Annotated in this window: 13 protein-coding genes; 9 read left to right on the plus strand and 4 right to left on the minus strand. The window is 63.9% G+C overall.

Going from position 1 to position 15,271, the window contains the following annotated elements; translation table 11 throughout:
• Nucleotides 1-167: 167 nt before the first annotated feature.
• The 5 genes from AC5PZ0_RS13555 (at nucleotide 168) to AC5PZ0_RS13575 (ending at nucleotide 4,647) form a co-directional block, all read left to right on the plus strand.
• Nucleotides 168-1,184, plus strand: coding sequence for an ABC transporter substrate-binding protein (locus AC5PZ0_RS13555; protein ID WP_493855178.1), 1,017 nt, complete (start codon nucleotides 168-170; stop codon nucleotides 1,182-1,184).
• Nucleotides 1,181-2,029, plus strand: a complete 849-nt coding sequence (locus tag AC5PZ0_RS13560; RefSeq protein WP_274886955.1) for an ABC transporter permease — start codon at nucleotides 1,181-1,183, stop codon at nucleotides 2,027-2,029. The genes AC5PZ0_RS13555 and AC5PZ0_RS13560 overlap by 4 nt, the downstream gene beginning before the upstream one ends.
• Before the next feature lie 81 nt (nucleotides 2,030-2,110).
• Nucleotides 2,111-2,974, plus strand: a complete 864-nt coding sequence (locus AC5PZ0_RS13565; RefSeq protein WP_085274271.1) for a LysR family transcriptional regulator — start codon at nucleotides 2,111-2,113, stop codon at nucleotides 2,972-2,974.
• Nucleotides 2,975-3,083: 109 nt separating this feature from the next.
• Nucleotides 3,084-4,001 (plus strand): AEC family transporter, encoded by a 918-nt coding sequence (locus AC5PZ0_RS13570; RefSeq protein ID WP_085274272.1) that lies wholly within the window; start codon nucleotides 3,084-3,086, stop codon nucleotides 3,999-4,001.
• Nucleotides 4,002-4,035: 34 nt separating this feature from the next.
• On the plus strand, nucleotides 4,036-4,647 hold the full coding sequence (locus AC5PZ0_RS13575; RefSeq protein WP_099429114.1) for a cell wall hydrolase: 612 nt from the start codon (nucleotides 4,036-4,038) through the stop codon (nucleotides 4,645-4,647).
• A 241-nt stretch (nucleotides 4,648-4,888) separates the two neighbouring features.
• On the opposite strand, the gene AC5PZ0_RS13580 is transcribed toward AC5PZ0_RS13575, so the two are convergent.
• Nucleotides 4,889-7,054, minus strand: a complete 2,166-nt coding sequence (locus AC5PZ0_RS13580) for a TonB-dependent receptor (protein ID WP_493855179.1) — start codon at nucleotides 7,052-7,054, stop codon at nucleotides 4,889-4,891.
• Between the two features lie 270 nt (nucleotides 7,055-7,324).
• Here AC5PZ0_RS13580 and AC5PZ0_RS13585 point away from each other — a divergent pair, with 270 nt between their 5' ends.
• A complete protein-coding gene (locus AC5PZ0_RS13585; protein ID WP_027593570.1) occupies nucleotides 7,325-8,176 on the plus strand; it encodes a CAP domain-containing protein in 852 nt (283 codons plus the stop codon).
• Between the two features lie 34 nt (nucleotides 8,177-8,210).
• Here AC5PZ0_RS13585 and AC5PZ0_RS13590 read toward each other — a convergent pair whose 3' ends face one another.
• Nucleotides 8,211-9,185, minus strand: a complete 975-nt coding sequence (locus AC5PZ0_RS13590) for a GlxA family transcriptional regulator (protein WP_493855180.1) — start codon at nucleotides 9,183-9,185, stop codon at nucleotides 8,211-8,213.
• A 102-nt stretch (nucleotides 9,186-9,287) separates the two neighbouring features.
• Between AC5PZ0_RS13590 and AC5PZ0_RS13595 the strand changes: the two genes are divergently transcribed.
• Nucleotides 9,288-9,899: a LysE family translocator gene (locus AC5PZ0_RS13595; RefSeq protein ID WP_274886951.1), complete on the plus strand. Its 612-nt coding sequence runs from the start codon at nucleotides 9,288-9,290 to the stop codon at nucleotides 9,897-9,899.
• A gap of 6 nt (nucleotides 9,900-9,905) precedes the next feature.
• On the opposite strand, the gene AC5PZ0_RS13600 is transcribed toward AC5PZ0_RS13595, so the two are convergent.
• Nucleotides 9,906-11,105 carry an MFS transporter gene (locus AC5PZ0_RS13600; protein ID WP_099429109.1) on the minus strand — a complete coding sequence of 400 codons (1,200 nt, stop codon included), beginning with the start codon at nucleotides 11,103-11,105 and terminating at the stop codon, nucleotides 9,906-9,908.
• Nucleotides 11,106-11,218: 113 nt separating this feature from the next.
• Nucleotides 11,219-12,118, minus strand: coding sequence for a LysR family transcriptional regulator (locus AC5PZ0_RS13605; protein WP_099429108.1), 900 nt, complete (start codon nucleotides 12,116-12,118; stop codon nucleotides 11,219-11,221).
• A 116-nt stretch (nucleotides 12,119-12,234) separates the two neighbouring features.
• Here AC5PZ0_RS13605 and AC5PZ0_RS13610 point away from each other — a divergent pair, with 116 nt between their 5' ends.
• Together AC5PZ0_RS13610 and AC5PZ0_RS13615 are read left to right on the plus strand one after the other, a co-directional pair.
• Entirely contained in the window at nucleotides 12,235-12,585 is a 351-nt protein-coding gene (locus AC5PZ0_RS13610; protein WP_099429107.1) for a cupin domain-containing protein, read from the plus strand.
• Nucleotides 12,586-12,853: 268 nt separating this feature from the next.
• Entirely contained in the window at nucleotides 12,854-15,271 is a 2,418-nt protein-coding gene (locus AC5PZ0_RS13615; protein WP_493855181.1) for a glucose/quinate/shikimate family membrane-bound PQQ-dependent dehydrogenase, read from the plus strand.

The raw sequence follows: 15,271 nt of genomic DNA on the forward strand, positions 1-15,271 counted from the left end.
CCTCGCGCCGTGGGCCAAGTGTGCTGCCGAAATGGCAACGCACACTCTTGCAACCGCGCGCCACGGGGCACAGAGAGAGCGCCTTCCCTGCCTCCCGCCAGGCAAAGCAGGCAAAGGGGTCGTCTACACTTGCCGGCACTGACTCAGCGGCTACCGAGGAGGCCCCGATGAAAAGAATTCCAACGCTGCTGGCCGGCCTGCTGCTGGCTTTTGGCTTGGCCAGCACCGACAGCGCCGCCTCAGCGGAACGCAACGCGCCGATTCACTTTGGCGCAATTGGTTGGGAAAGCGGTGCACTGACCACCGAGATCCTGCGCCTGATCGTCGAGCGTGGTTACGGCTACCCCACCGACACACTGCCCGGCAGCACCGTGAGCATGGAAGTGGCCTTGGCCCGCAACGACCTGCAGGTGATCGCCGAGGAATGGGCCGGGCGCAGCCCCGCGTGGATCAAGGCCGAGCAGGCTGGGCAGGTGTTTGCCCTTGGCGACACGGTCAAGCACGCTGAAGAAGGCTGGTGGGTGCCAGCCTACGTGATCCAGGGCGACCCGTCGCGCAACCTCAAGCCCTTGGCACCGGACCTGCACAGTGTCGACGACCTCAAGCGTTACCCCAAGGTGTTCAGCGACCCTGAAATGCCGGACAAAGGGCGCTTCCTCAACAGCCCCAGTGGCTGGACGTCCGAGACGGTCAACAGCCAGAAACTCAAGGCCTATGGGCTGGATGCGCTGTACAACAACTTCCGCAGTGGCTCTGGCGCAGCGCTGGATGCCGAAATCAGCTCGTCCATCCGTCGCGGCCAGCCAGTACTGTTCTATTACTGGAACCCGACCCCGCTCATGGGGCGCTACAAGCTGATCCGCTTGCAAGAGCCGCCCTTCAATGAAAAGGCCTGGGCCACCCTGACAGATGCCAGCAACCCCAACCCGCAAGGTAGCCAGTCACTGCCAGCCAAATTGTCGATTGGCGTTTCCAAGGCGTTCAAAGAAGGCTACCCGGACCTGGTGGCGGTGTTCGAAAAAGTCGACCTGCCGATCGATCGGCTCAACAGCGCCCTGGCCGAGATGAGCGAAAAGCGTATCCAGCCCAACCAGGCTGCCCTCGCCTTTTTGCGCGATAACCGCGATGTGTGGAAAGCCTGGTTGCCTGCGCAGGTCGCAGCCAAGGTCGAGGGCAGCCTATGAGCGGCGGCTTTCCCGAAGCCCTGCAATTTTCCTTCGCGGGCCGCGTCAACCAACTGGTCGACTGGCTGGTGTTGAACTACGGCGACCACTTGCGCAGCCTCTCGGATCAACTGCTGCAACTGCTGGTGGGCCTGGAAAACCTGCTGCGCCTGTTGCCTTGGTGGGCGCTGTTGCTGGTGGTCGGGCTGCTCGCCTGGCATGCCAGCCGCAGCCTGTTGCGCAGCCTGATGATGGTGGCCCTGCTGGCCTTGATCGGCGTGCTCGGGCTGTGGGACAAGCTGTTGCAAACCTTGGCCTTGGTCCTGATCAGCACGGGCTTGTGCGTGATGGTCGGCGTGCCGCTGGGCATTCTGCTGGCGTCCCGCCCGCTGGCTCGACGGCTACTGCTGCCGGTGCTGGATGTGATGCAGACACTCCCGGCCTTCGTCTACCTGATCCCGGTGCTGATGCTGTTTGGCCTGGGCAAGGTGCCGGCGGTGTTCGCCACCCTGATCTACGCCTTGCCGCCACTGGTGCGGCTGACCGAACTGGGCTTGCGGCAGATCGACCCGTCCTTGTTGCAGGCTGCGCACGGCCTGGGTGCCAGCCGCTGGCAGCGGCTACGTCGCATCGCCCTGCCACTGGCCCTGCCCAGTATCATGGCCGGGCTCAACCAGTCGGTGATGATGGCGTTGTCGATGGTGGTGGTGGCTTCGATGATTGGCGCCCGCGGGCTGGGTGAGGATGTGCTGGCAGGGATCCAGACCCTTAACGTCGGCCAGGGCGTCGAGGCGGGGTTGGCGATCGTGGCGCTGGCCATGGTGATTGACCGCATCAGCCAGGCGTATGGGCGCACGGGGCGTTGAAGTACGCAGATGCCGGCTTGCCGGCGACCGGCCCCGCACTGACAATGCACGCCTGCCCGCTCAGCCCTGGAGCCCCTTCGCGTGTCCCTCAAAGCCCTGCGCACCCTGGTGACCATCGCCCGCCACGGCACCTTCGCCCGTGCCGCCGACCTGCTCAGCCTCACCCCTTCGGCCGTGAGCCTGCACATCAAGACCCTCGAAGACGAACTGCAGGTCACCCTGTTCGACCGCAGCCGACGGCAAGTCGTGCTGACCGAAGCCGGGCAGTTGGCGGTCGCGCGCGCCGAGAGCATCCTCGGCGCCTATGACGAGCTGGCCGATGCCTTGGCCAGTGGCCCGAGCCTGCGTGGCCGCTTGCGCCTGGGGGCGATCCACACGGTGCTGGCCCGGCGCTTGCCCAAAGCCCTGCTGTGGATCAAGACCCACCACCCGCAGTTGCACATCAGTGTCGCGTCGGGCATGTCGGCGGAATTGGCCCGGCGCGTCGAAGACGGCGAACTCGATGCAGCGATCACCACCGAGCCGGTCAGCCCTTACCCGCAGAGCCTGGTCTTCACGCCCCTGTTCGCTGACCGCTTCTGGGCCATTGCCAGCCCCGACCTGGCTGGCCAGAGCGTGCCCGAGCTGCTGGCCAGCCAACCGTTTCTGCGCTTCGACAAACGCGCCTGGGCCGGACGGCAAATCGAACAAGAGCTGCGCCGCCAGCACCTGCAAGTCAGCGAACAAATGGAGCTGGACAGCCAGGAAGCCCTGGCCAGCATGGCGGTGATGGGCCTGGGCGTGGCCATCATCCCCATGGCCGACGCGGACCTGCAGCGCTTGCCGCCGGCGACCTGCCTGCCGTTTGGCGAGCCGCAACTGACGCGCCGGGTGGTGCTGCTGGAGCATGAGAAAAGCCAGCGGCGCCACTTGAGTGCGGTGCTAAAGACGGCCCTGGACGCCTAAATCGCAGCAACCGTGCAGTTATTCTCAACGGTCACTGAAGAAAACAACGTTTTTACAAACCAAAGCGCCCCCGTAGTCTGTAGCGGTACCCGACGACGGAACGCCGACCATGCTCCACTTACTGCTGACCACACTGCTACCCATCATCCTGCTGATCGCCCTGGGCACCTTTCTGCGTGTGCGCGGCTTTCTGGCCGAAACCTTCTGGCCCGGTGCCGAACGCCTGAGCTATTACGTGCTGCTGCCGTCGCTGTTCCTGCATGGCCTGGCCACCGCCAACCTCGACGGGGTACCGATACTGGGCATGGTCGCAGTGCTGATGCTGTCGACCCTGCTCGGCGCCTTGCTGCTGGTGCTGTATCAAGGCGCGGTGAACCATGACGGTGCCGATTTCACCTCGGTGTTCCAGGGTGGCATTCGCTTCAACAACTACATCGGCGCAACCCTGGCGGCGGGCATCTATGGCAGTGCTGGCATTGCCTTGGCGGCCGTTGCCAACGCCGCCATCGTGCCCTTGGTCAACCTGCTGTGCGTACTGGTGTTCGCCCGTTTCAGCGCACGCCACAGCTCACCGGCCACGGTACTGCGGGCGATCTTCGCCAACCCGCTGATCGTTGGCTGCGCGGGTGGCCTGCTGCTGCGGGTCACAGGGCTGGGCTTGCCGGCAGGGCTTGAACCGACGGTCAAGGCGCTTGGCCAGGCCGCCCTGCCCTTGGGCCTGCTGTGCGTGGGCGCAGCCTTGGGCGGTGCCAGCGTCGGCCGCCAGGTGCGCCCGTTGATGGCCGCCTCGGCGTTCAAGTTCCTGGTCATGCCACTGACTACCTGGGGCCTGTGCCGTGTGCTAGGCCTGGGTGGGCAGGCGGCAGTCGTGGCCGTGCTGTTCCAGGCCTTGCCTACGGCGTCCTCGTCCTATGTGATGGCCCGGCAGATGGGCGGCAACGCACCGCTGATGGCCACCATCATCGCTCTGCAGACCGTGGTAGCCGCCGCAACCCTTCCTTTGGTGCTAATGCTTACGCTTGGCTAGACTCTGAATCAACTCAGCGATCGGAAGCTCGGCCATGCGCCTCTCGTGGATGGTAATCGGCTTGACCTCGGCCCTGCTTGCAGGCCCATTGCACGCTGCAGACACGGCCAAGGCCGCGGTCGCCGAGGACAAGGCCGAAGTCCTTGAAGAAAAAGTGGTCGAGGACGCCCCGCCGCCGAAAAAGGCCGAAACCATCACCCCAGGCGAAGTGAAAGCAGTCGACCCGGCAGGCCAATCGCCGCTGGACGACAGCATTACCTGCCTGGCCCGCACCATCTATTGGGAAGCCAAGGGGGCCAACGAAAAGGACATGACGGCGGTGGCCAGTGTCGTGCTCAACCGCCTGGGGCATGATGGCTTCCCGGACACCATTTGTGGCGTCGTCAAACAAGGCGTGGAAACCAAGGCCTGCCAGTTTTCCTGGTGGTGTGACGGGCGCTCGGACCAGGTCGAGGAAGCGCAGCGTTACGACATCGCCAAAGAAATCGCGCGCAAGGCGCTCAACCAGCAGCTCAAGGACCCTACCGACGGTGCGCTGTACTTCCACGACCGCAATGTGCACCCGGATTGGGCCAAGGCCTACCGCAAGACCGCCGAGACCACGCATTTTCTGTTCTACAAGCCTAACCAGGCGCTGGCCCGCTGACGTGTGTGGGTGTTTGGGTGTGTGGGTGTGTGGGTGTGTGGGTGTGTGGGTGTGTGGGTGTGTGGGTGTTTGGGTGTGTGGGTGTGTGGGTGTGTGGGTGTGTGGGTGTGTGGGTGTGTGGGTGTGTGGGTGTGTGGGTGTAGGAGCAGCCTTGTGCTGCGAAGAGGCCGGTGAAAGCAGCGAAGATTCACTGTGCTTTCACCGGCCTCTTCGCAGCACAAGGCTGCTCCTACAGTGAGCGTCAGAAGTCTATCGAGCCGGAGAACTTGACCAGGCGCGGGTCGCCTTGGGTCAGGTAGCCGCCGTTGGCCGAGGCCCAATAGTTCTTGTCGGTGAGGTTCTCCACGTTCACCCGCAAGGTGACCTCTTTCTGCTGCACCTTGAACCGGTAACGTGCGCCTACATCGAAGCGGTTCCAGGTTGGCAGGGTGAGCGTGTTGGCCGGGTTGGCGTACTGGCCACCGGTGCGCAGCATGCGGGCATTAAGTGCTACGCCTTGCAGGCCAGGCACGTCCCAGTCGACGCTGGCGTTGAGCTGGAAGGTCGGAACACCGACCGCATGGTTGCCATCATTGGTACCGTTCTGGGTGTTTTTCAGTTCTGTGTCCATACGGGTGCCGCCGGCCATCAGGCGCAGCCCCTGCAGCGGCTCGCCGAACACGCTCAGCTCGATACCCTTGTTTACCTGCTCGCCGTCCTGGACGAATACATTGCCCTGAACAAAGCCATCGGTGGGCCGCTCGATACGGAACAGCGCCAGGTTGGCACCGAAGGTCTGGTAGTCGAGCTTGACCCCTGCCTCCATCTGTTTGGTCTTGGCGGGTGGGAACACTTCCCCGGCGTTGATGACCTGCCCCGACGCCGTCGCGCCCTGCGCCAGGCCCTCGATGCGGTTGGCATACAGCGAGATCGACGGGTTGAGCTTGTAGACGATGCCGTAGACAGGCGTGGTCACCGACTCGTCGTAGAACGCGTTGCGCCCAAGGTCCGCGCCCTCGCCGTCATAGGCATACCCTTCGACCCGCAATTGCTGGCGCCTCACCCCTACCGTGACCAGCAGGCTATCGTCGAACAGGCCCAGCGTATCGGACACGGCAATGCTGCGGTTGCGCGTCTTGCCGGTCACCCCAGGGTCATCCAACTTGCCACCGGTAAAGGTTGGGGTGGTGGGCTTGGGCAACGGATCAGTGTGATAGAGGTTGGTGGCCTGCGCGTTGTAGAAGACGAACGCATTTTCTTGCTGGGTCCAGATGCTGGCCGCACCGATGTTCAGCTGATGGCTGACCGGGCCGGTCTGCACGCGGCCGTTGATGCCTCCCATGAAGGTGGTGTTGTCTTCATTGTGGGGGATTTTCGAACCGGCGATGGTGGCGTCGCCCGTGGCGGCGTTGGTCAGGATCGGCGTGCCGTAGAAGCCGTTCTCATGGGTGTGCTTGACGCCACCGGCCAGGTAGCCGCTCCAATTGTCGTTGAAGTCGTAGTCGCCCCGGGCCATGCCGAACGTGTCTTCGGTTTCAGTCCAGGCCCAGTCCTGGCCATAGTTGTGGTCGGCATCTGGCGCGCGTGGGATATCGGTGAGGCCGGCCCCCAGGCGCACCGAGTTACGCAGGTGGTTGACGCGCTGCTTCTGGTAGCCGAAGTCGGTAGACAGGCGGAAGTTGTCGCCCCGGTAGTCAAGGCCGGCAATGAACAGCTTGCTGCGTTGATCCTGGTCGTCGACTGCGGTTTCGCCTTCACGTTGCGACAGGTTCAGGCGCACGCCAAAGCGGTTGTCCTCACCGAAACGCTGGCCGATGTCCAGGTGTTCGCCAACGCGGCCGTCGCTGCTGATGTCTTGGGTGTAGCGACGCGTGGGTACATCACCGGCACGCTTGGGCTGCAGGTTGACGTTACCACCCAGGCCGGTTCCGGTCGGGCTGGCGCCGTTAAGGAAGGCGTTAGGCCCCTTGAATACCTCGACCCGCTCTACCGCATCGGTTGAGATCATCTGCCTGGGCAACACGCCATACAGGCCATTGAACGCCACATCATCACCGCTGAGTGGCAACCCGCGGATGACGAAAACCTGCGACTGGTTGCCGAAGCCAAACGACTGGCGCACGGACGGGTCGTTGAGCAGCACATCGCCGATATCCTCGGCCTGCTGGTCCTCGATCAATTGCGCGGTGTAGCTGGTCATGGTGAACGGCACGTCCATCATGTCCTGATTGCCCAGCACGCCCATCTGCCCGCCCCGCGCGACCTGCCCACCGGCAAAGGCTTGCGGGAGTTCGCCCTTGACCTTGGCAGACTCGGCGTCGATAGCAGTGGCATCCAGCTGGATCACGCCATCAGCCGCCTGTGCAGTAACCGCAACGGAACAGCAGACAGCGAGAAAGGTCGATTGATAATGACGGGGTCGTGCCATGAAAGGCTCCTGGGTATCGGATGGAAGCCTTCCTGGCAACGTGGGGTGGAGGGCATAAATTAATCGCGATTGCGAATTGTTTCCAGCTGAAGTTACGAATAATTAACAAGTGATCGCACTTTTTGCGCGCCCAGTGGTCTACTTCCTCTTATGCCGCCTGCAACGATTGCCGTCGTTTGTATTGCTTTGCACGGGACTGGGCCAAAAACCCTGTGCTTGTGTAGGATGAGCAGCGCTTACCCCGACGCTGCCAGTCATAGGGAGATTCACATGCGCGTCCTGTCATCTGTTGCCGCCTTGTCGCTGGGCCTGGTCGTCTCGACCGGGGCCTTGGCCGTCACCGGCGAGGAGGCGCAACTGATCGAATCGATCAACGTCTACCGCAGCAAGGCCCAGCCCTGTGGTGGCGAGGCGTCGCTGGAGCTGCCGCCACTCAACAGCGACACCCGCCTGGCGCTGTCGCCCGAGGGCACCCGCGACTTGCAACAGGCCATGTCCCGCGCGGCCTACCCGATGGTCAACGTGCAGGCCATCAGCCTCTCGGGCCCGCGCGATGCGCGCGCGGCCATGCATGCCATCGAGGAAAGCTTCTGCCAGGTGGTGCTCGACCCGCAGTTCGTCGACATCGGTGTCAGCCAAGAAGGCCGCGACTGGCGCATCGTCCTTGCCCGCCCCCTGCTCAGCAGCCGCCTGGGGGATTGGCAGGCTGAAGGACAGAAGGTGCTGCAAGAAATCAACGCGGCGCGCAAGCTGCCACGCCAATGCGGCGGCCAGCCGTTTGCCGCCGCGCCCGCGCTGAGCTGGAGCACCGTATTGGCCGGCGTTGCCGCCAACCATACGCGGGCCATGGCCAACCAGAACTTTTTCGACCATATCGACCGCGACGGCCGCACCCCTGGCGATCGGGCCGAGCTGGCCGGTTACTTGTATCAGCAGATCGGCGAGAACATCGCTGCAGGCCGCGACACCGCGCATAAGGTGGTCGACGGCTGGCTGGCCAGCCCTGGGCATTGCGCGACCCTGATGAACCCGGATTTTCGCGAGCTAGGGGCGGCCTATGCTGTCGACCCGAAGAGTGATGCAGGGATCTACTGGACGGGGATGTTTGGCACACCGCAGTAAAAGCCAGAACAGCCTGGGCGGGCGATGCGGCCGCTCAGGCAACAGCGGCACCCTCGCGCAGTTGCAGTGCCGTACAACCAAAGCGCCGCCGCACGCATTTACCCAGGTGGCTGGCATCCCCCAACCCCACTTCATCGGCAATCTGCGCCAGGCCGTGGCTGGAATTGAGCAACCGCCAACGCGCTTGCTGCAAGCGCATCTCCAGCCACCAGGCCTTGGCGCTCATCCCGTGGCTGGCCTGGAATTGACGATCCAGCTGACGCCGGCTGATGCAAAGCTCTGCCGCCAGTTGCTCGATCGACAACGGTGAACCCAGGTGATGCCGCATCAACGCCAGGGCACGCTGCACCGCTCGGCCGTGCCCTCCCCCCGGCTCCAACGAACGCAAGGCATGGCGGCTGTCGCGCGTCTCGTCCACCAACATGTCGGCCAAGCCCTTCAGCGCCCGAGCCCGGCCACAGGCACGCGACAGCAGTTCTACCGCCAGGTCGATTGCCGCGGTCCCTCCCGCGCAGGTAATGCGCCCACCTTGAATGTGATAGAGCTGGTCGCGCAGTACCTTCAGATGAGGGAACGTCGCTCGAAACTCGGCTTCATGCCGCCAATGGACCACTACGTCATGCCCATCCAACAGGCCGCAAGCGGCCAAGAGGAAGGCGGCGTTGTCGACGGCCACCAGCTTCACACCCGCCTTGGCAGCCCGCTTCAGCAACGCCTTGTAGCGCGGTGCCAGTTCAGCGGTGGCCATGGCGTTGCGGCCGCCGAACAGCACCAGGTAGTCGTAATGGGCCATGTCGAGCTGTTCGGCAATGGCTTCCACCTGCACCACCGCACCACTGCTCGCGGGCACCGGGTCGAGGGTCAAGCCTGCCAGGGTCCAGCTGCAATAGCGCTGCTGGCTGTAGTCTTCGTCATCGGCGCTGAAACGCAGCTTGTCGAGAAATGCACCGAACGGCAGCAGGGCAAACGCCGGCAGGGGCAGGATCAGCAGGCGGATATCAGGGGGCATGGGAGCGCGTCCAGATCAGACCATCGAATGTCTAGATCATACCTTTGAAAAAACGCGTTGTGCCCTAGACTGGCGTTCTCCAATCCTATCAGGCACTCCCCCATGGCACTCGACACCTGGCTTATCTACCTGCTGGCCAGCATCGGCCTGTCGCTGACTCCAGGCCCCAACAGCTTGCTCGCGTTGACCCACGGCGCGCTGTATGGCGCACGCCGTACGCTGTTCACCATCGTTGGCGGGGTAGTTGGCTTCAGTGCCTTGATCGCCCTGGCGATGTTCGGCCTCAGTGCCCTGCTGCAAACCTCTGCAGCAGTGCTTGGCATACTTAAATGGGTGGGCGGCGCTTACCTGGTCTGGCTGGGTATCCAGCTGTGGCGCAGCCCGGCGCTGCACCTTGAAGTGACGCAGCGGGCCCGCAGCCTGGGCAATGCGGGCCTGTTTCGTCAGGGCCTGCTGTCGGCCATGGCCAACCCCAAGGTGTTGCTGTTCTACGGTGCGTTTCTGCCGCAGTTCCTCGACCCGCAGCGGGGGCTGTTGATGCAGTTCGTGGTGATGGCGGCGACCTTTGCCAGCGTGGAGTTCCTGGTCGAATACGGGCTCGCGCGTTTGGCGTTTCGCATCCGGCCCTGGTTGGCCAAGGGTGGCAAAGGGTTCAACCGCTGCTGTGGCAGCTTGTTCGCAGTGATCGGCGTGGCGTTGCCACTGGGGCGCTGATTCAGCTCAGCCGCGGCGCCCTTGCAGGAGGAACACCAACAGCGCCAAACCCGGCAGCCCGGCACCCACCAGCGCAACCCCCTGCCACCCATACTGGGCAAATACGGCACTGGCCACCGACGAACCCAGCGCCCCTCCCAGGAAGATACTGGTCATGTACACCGCGTTCAGGCGCCCGCGGCTTGCAGGGTCCAGCGCATAGACTTCGCGCTGGCCAATCACCATGTTCATCTGCACCGCGAAGTCCAGCAACACACCGGTCAGCCCAAGGCCGATCACGCTGAAGCCCGGTGCCGTCAGCCCGACCAGTAGCGCCACAGGCGCCAGTACCAAGGCCACCAGGGAGCCTGCACGGGCATGCCCGGCATCGGCCAGGCGGCCGGCGATGGGCGCGGCCACGGCCCCTACCGCCCCTACCAGGGCGAACAGCGCGATCTGGCTCTGCGACAGGCCATGCGCCCCCGCCAACGCCAGAGGTACAGCCGTCCAGTACAAGCTGAACGCAGCGAACATCAACGCCTGGTACAGCGACCGTTGACGCAGCACTGGATAACGGCGCAGCAACGCGACCAGCGACAGCATCAGCCCGGCATAGCTGGCGTTGTGCTCCGGCACTCGGCGTGGCAGGGTCAACGCCAACAACAGGATGATTGCCAGCATCACGCCCGCCGCGCCGATGAACACGGTGCGCCAGCCGAAGTGATCGGCTACCAGGCTCGACACCGGCCGCGCCAGCAGAATGCCCAACAGCAGCCCCCCCATGATGTTGCCGACCACCCGGCCACGCTGTTGTTCAGGGGCCAGGTGCGCGGCCAGGGGGATCAGCATCTGCACCGCGACCGAACTGAACCCGATCAACAGCGCATAGCCCAGAAACAGCTGCCCTTGGCCACTGCTGCTGGTGCCAGCCAACAACAGGCTGACGCAGGCCAGCACTGCGGTAGCGATCATCAGGCGGCGGTTTTCCAGCAGGTCGGCCAGCGGTACCAGTAACAGCAGGCCCAGGGCATAGCCCAGCTGGGTCAGGGAAACGATCAGGCTGGCCCGTTCAGTGGACAGGCCCAGGTCGGGGGCGATCAGCCCAACGATGGGCTGGGCATAGTAGATATTGGCAACGATGGCGCCGCAGCAGAACGCCAGCAGGGTCACCAAGGCCCGGCTCAGGCCAGTGGCCGACGGCTGCTCTGCGGCTAGGGAGGGGTTCATGCGATGTTCCTCGAGAAGGGACGGAATATGCCACACACCTTACCCAGACGTGCCGCAGGCGAGAATCCGGCCAGCGCGCAACAGGGCTTTGCACCCTGCGCAACGCTGGCGGCTCAGTGCGCCAACAGGCCTTCGCAAAAGGTGATGAAGGCGTTCACGCGGCGCGACCCGCGATGGTTGGGCAAGTACAGCGCGTTGATCCGGTCATTGGCAGTGCCGGGGCTGACCTGCCAGTCGCCGAACACGCGCTGCAGCGTGCCATCGGCCACGTCCTCACGCACCAGCCAGTCGGCCAGCAGGGCAATGCCGCTGCCGGCCAACGCGGTTTCGCGCAACAGGTCGGCGTTGGCGCTGCGCAACGGCCCGCTCACGTCCAGTTCCAACACCTCCTGGCCCCGCGTCATGCACCAGGGGCGCGCCTTCTGCCCATAGCGAAAACGCAGGCAGGCGTGCTCCAGCAATTGCTGCGGGTGCTCCAGTGCTGCGCGCCCGGCCAGGTAGCCCGGGCTGGCCACCAGCCAACGCTCGAACCGGCCCAGTGGGCGGCACACCAGTTCGTCATTGGGCGCAGGGTCGCCCAGCCGGATCGACAGGTCGTAACGGCCATCGAGCAAGTCGTCCAGGCGGTCGCTCAGGTCGATGTCCAGCTCAAGTGCCGGGTGTTTGGCCAGAAAGGGCCCCAGGTGCGGCGCAATCACCCGCCGGCCGAACTCCACCGGCAGGCACAGCCGCAGTACACCGACCGGTTCTTCGCCCCTGTCAGCGACACTGGCATCGGCTTCATCCAGCGCTTCGAAAATGCCCCGGGCCCGCGCGTAGTAACGGGCGCCCGCCTCGGTCAGGCTGACCTGGCGCGTCGAGCGGTTTAACAAGGTGGCCCCCAACTCGGCCTCCAGTGCATCGACCAGGCGGGTCACCGACGAGGTCGCCACGCCAAGCGTGCGCGCGGCCGCGGAAAACCCCTGGGCATCGACCGTCGCCGCGAACATCTTCATGGCCAGCAGCTTGTCCATGTGTCTTCCGTCTTTTAAAGCTCGGAACAGTCCTACAAACCGCTGGGATGGTCAAGAAGCGCGCGCCCCCGCAATCACGTCCATAGTGGAAGCACCTCCCTTTGACGAGATTTCAGATGGCCCCCTTCAACATGCTGAACACCCTGCCGCCCTGCGACCCGACCGCTGCCGAGCGCGTCGACGAACTGCTCAGCCGCCCCGGTGTGCGCATCGAGCGCATTGTTTCCAGCGGCCAATCCAGCCCGCCAGGGTACTGGTACGACCAGGCCGAAGGTGAGTGGATCGTGCTGCTGAGCGGTGCCGCGGGCCTACGCTTCGAGCATGAAAACCATACGCGGCTGCTGCAGCCCGGCGACTGCCTCGATATACCGGCGCATTATCGCCACCGCGTGGAATGGACCGCGCCGGGCATCGCGACAGTATGGCTGGCCGTGTTCTACAGCAGCGCCAGCCCTTGGCCGGAATAGGTGTTGAACGGTCCAATCGGGGCCTGCTGGCGCAGCGTGGCCCCTGCAGACGTTGCTTTTCGACGACTCGACCAAAGTATGAGTACTGATTCCATATCTGCCATGAACGCTTTGTTTACTGCATTTTTCGCTGCCTGATCTAGACTTTTGCCAACACCTTGGCAAGTTCAACCCTGCGACAATCAGCCTCACAAAACTTTGTACTAACTTGTTAATTAGCTTGCTAAGGGCTTAAACTGCGCCCATTCCACCTGCTGAGATCCCTGGCATGAAAGAAACACCGCGCGCCTCTGGCGCCACAACCCTCATTCTGGTCGGCCTGGGCGTTATCGTCGCCCTGCTCGGCCTGCTCCTGGCCGCCGGCGGTATCAAGCTGGCCGGCCTAGGCGGCTCCTGGTACTTCCTGATCGGCGGCCTGGCCATGGCCATCGCCGGTATCCTCATCGCCCGCCGCAAGGTCGCCGGTGCCTGGCTGTATGCCCTGTTCCTGATCGGTACCGCAATCTGGGCCGTGATCGACACCGGCCTGGTGTTCTGGCCGCTGTTCTCGCGCGTGTTCATGTTCGGCGCAATCGGCATGGTCGTGGCGCTGGTCTACCCCCTGCTGGTACGTGCCAACGGCGGCACCGCTGGCCGTGGCGCGTATGGCATCGCAGGTGTGATGGCGGTGGCACTGGTCATTGCCGCAGGCAACATGTTCGTTGCTCACCCAAGCGTCGCCCCGACCGGCAAAGGCCCTGGCATGACCCCGGTCGAAGCCGGCAAAGAGCAGAAAGACTGGGCCCACTACGGCAACACCGAAGGTGGCAGCCGCTTCGCCGCGCTGGACCAGATCAACCGCGATAACGTCAACAAGCTCAAGGTGGCCTGGACCTACCACACCGGTGACGTCGCCATCAGCGACGGCAACGGTGCCGAGGACCAACTCACCCCACTGCAGGTTGGCAACAAGGTGTTCATCTGCACCCCGCACAACAACCTGATCGCCCTCGATGCCGACACCGGCAAAGAGCTGTGGAAAAACGAGATCAACGCCCAGTCCAAGGTCTGGCAGCGTTGCCGCGGCATGGCCTACTTCGACGCCACCGCGCCGTTGGCCCAACCAACCCAGCCGAACAGTTCGCCCATCGCCATGGCCACTGTCCCGGCCGGTGCCAACTGCCAGCGCCGCCTGCTGACCAACACCATCGACGGCCGCCTGATCGCCGTCGACGCCGACACCGGTGAGTTCTGCCAAGGCTTCGGCAACAACGGCCAGGTCAACCTCATGGCTGGCCTGGGCGATGTGCCGGATTCCTTCTACCAACTGTCGTCCGCACCACTGATGGCCGGCACCACCGTGGTGGTTGGCGGTCGCGTTGCCGATAACGTTCAGACCGACATGCCAGGCGGCGTCATCCGTGGCTTCGACGTCATCACCGGGGCCATGCGCTGGGCCTTCGACCCAGGCAACCCGGAAGACCGCAGCGCCCCGGCCGACGGCAGCACCTACGTGCGCAGCACCCCGAACAGCTGGGCCCCGATGTCCTACGACCCGGCAATGAACACCGTGTTCCTGCCGATGGGTTCGTCGTCCACCGACATCTATGGCGTAGAGCGCAACAAGCTGGACCACACCTACGGTGCTTCGGTCCTGGCACTGGACGCCACCACCGGCAACCAGAAGTGGGTGTACCAGACCGTTCACAACGACCTCTGGGACTTCGACCTGCCAATGCAGCCAAGCCTGATCGACTTCACCAAGGATGACGGCAAGACCGTGCCTGCGGTGGTGATCGGCACCAAGGCCGGGCAGATTTACGTGCTTGACCGTGCAACCGGCAAGCCGCTGACCCAGGTCGACGAAGTTCCGGTCAAACCGAGCAACATCCCGAACGAGCCGTACTCCCCGACCCAACCAAAATCGGTGGGCATGCCGCAGATCGGCGCGCAGACCCTGACCGAGTCGGACATGTGGGGCGCTACCCCATATGACCAGCTGCTGTGCCGCATCGACTTCAAGAAAATGCGCTACGACGGCCTGTACACCGCGCCGGGCACCGACCTGTCGCTGAGTTTCCCAGGCTCGCTGGGCGGCATGAACTGGGGCAGCATTTCCACCGACCCGGTGCATGGCTTCATCTTCGTCAACGACATGCGTCTGGGCCTGTGGATCCAGATGATCCCTTCGCAGAACAAAGGCAACGCGGCCTCCGGTGGCGAAGCGTTGAACACTGGCATGGGCGCCGTACCGCTCAAAGGCACGCCGTATGCAGTGAACAAGAACCGCTTCCTGTCGGTCGCCGGTATCCCTTGCCAGGCTCCGCCGTTCGGCACCCTGACCGCGGTTGACATGAAGACCCGCCAAATCGCCTGGCAGGTCCCGGTCGGCACCGTCGAGGACACCGGCCCGCTGGGTATCCGCATGCACCTGCCGATCAAGATTGGCTTGCCAACCCTGGGCGGCACACTGTCCACCCAAGGCGGCCTGGTGTTCATCGCCGGCACCCAGGACTTCTACCTGCGCGCCTACGACAGCAGCAACGGTAATGAAATCTGGAAGGCCCGTCTGCCGGTTGGCAGCCAGGGCGGCCCGATGACCTACGTTTCGCCGAAAACCGGCAAGCAGTATGTGGTTATCACCGCCGGTGGCGCGCGTCAGTCGACTGACCGTGGCGACTATGTGATTTCTTACGCCCTGCCGTAA

The organism is Pseudomonas sp. 5.2 (assembly GCF_059025405.1).

Excerpts from the sequence above, each read along its gene's own strand:
- AC5PZ0_RS13590 (WP_493855180.1), bottom strand. The coding sequence starts at position 9,185 with ATGCCCCCTGATATCCGCCTGCTGATCCTGCCCCTGCCGGCGTTTGCC.
- AC5PZ0_RS13595 (WP_274886951.1), top strand. The coding sequence starts at position 9,288 with ATGGCACTCGACACCTGGCTTATCTACCTGCTGGCCAGCATCGGCCTG.
- AC5PZ0_RS13615 (WP_493855181.1), top strand. The coding sequence starts at position 12,854 with ATGAAAGAAACACCGCGCGCCTCTGGCGCCACAACCCTCATTCTGGTC.
- AC5PZ0_RS13570 (WP_085274272.1), top strand. The coding sequence starts at position 3,084 with ATGCTCCACTTACTGCTGACCACACTGCTACCCATCATCCTGCTGATC.
- AC5PZ0_RS13585 (WP_027593570.1), top strand. The coding sequence starts at position 7,325 with ATGCGCGTCCTGTCATCTGTTGCCGCCTTGTCGCTGGGCCTGGTCGTC.
- AC5PZ0_RS13580 (WP_493855179.1), bottom strand. The coding sequence starts at position 7,054 with ATGGCACGACCCCGTCATTATCAATCGACCTTTCTCGCTGTCTGCTGT.
- AC5PZ0_RS13575 (WP_099429114.1), top strand. The coding sequence starts at position 4,036 with ATGCGCCTCTCGTGGATGGTAATCGGCTTGACCTCGGCCCTGCTTGCA.
- AC5PZ0_RS13600 (WP_099429109.1), bottom strand. The coding sequence starts at position 11,105 with ATGAACCCCTCCCTAGCCGCAGAGCAGCCGTCGGCCACTGGCCTGAGC.
- AC5PZ0_RS13605 (WP_099429108.1), bottom strand. The coding sequence starts at position 12,118 with ATGGACAAGCTGCTGGCCATGAAGATGTTCGCGGCGACGGTCGATGCC.
- AC5PZ0_RS13555 (WP_493855178.1), top strand. The coding sequence starts at position 168 with ATGAAAAGAATTCCAACGCTGCTGGCCGGCCTGCTGCTGGCTTTTGGC.
- AC5PZ0_RS13610 (WP_099429107.1), top strand. The coding sequence starts at position 12,235 with ATGGCCCCCTTCAACATGCTGAACACCCTGCCGCCCTGCGACCCGACC.
- AC5PZ0_RS13560 (WP_274886955.1), top strand. The coding sequence starts at position 1,181 with ATGAGCGGCGGCTTTCCCGAAGCCCTGCAATTTTCCTTCGCGGGCCGC.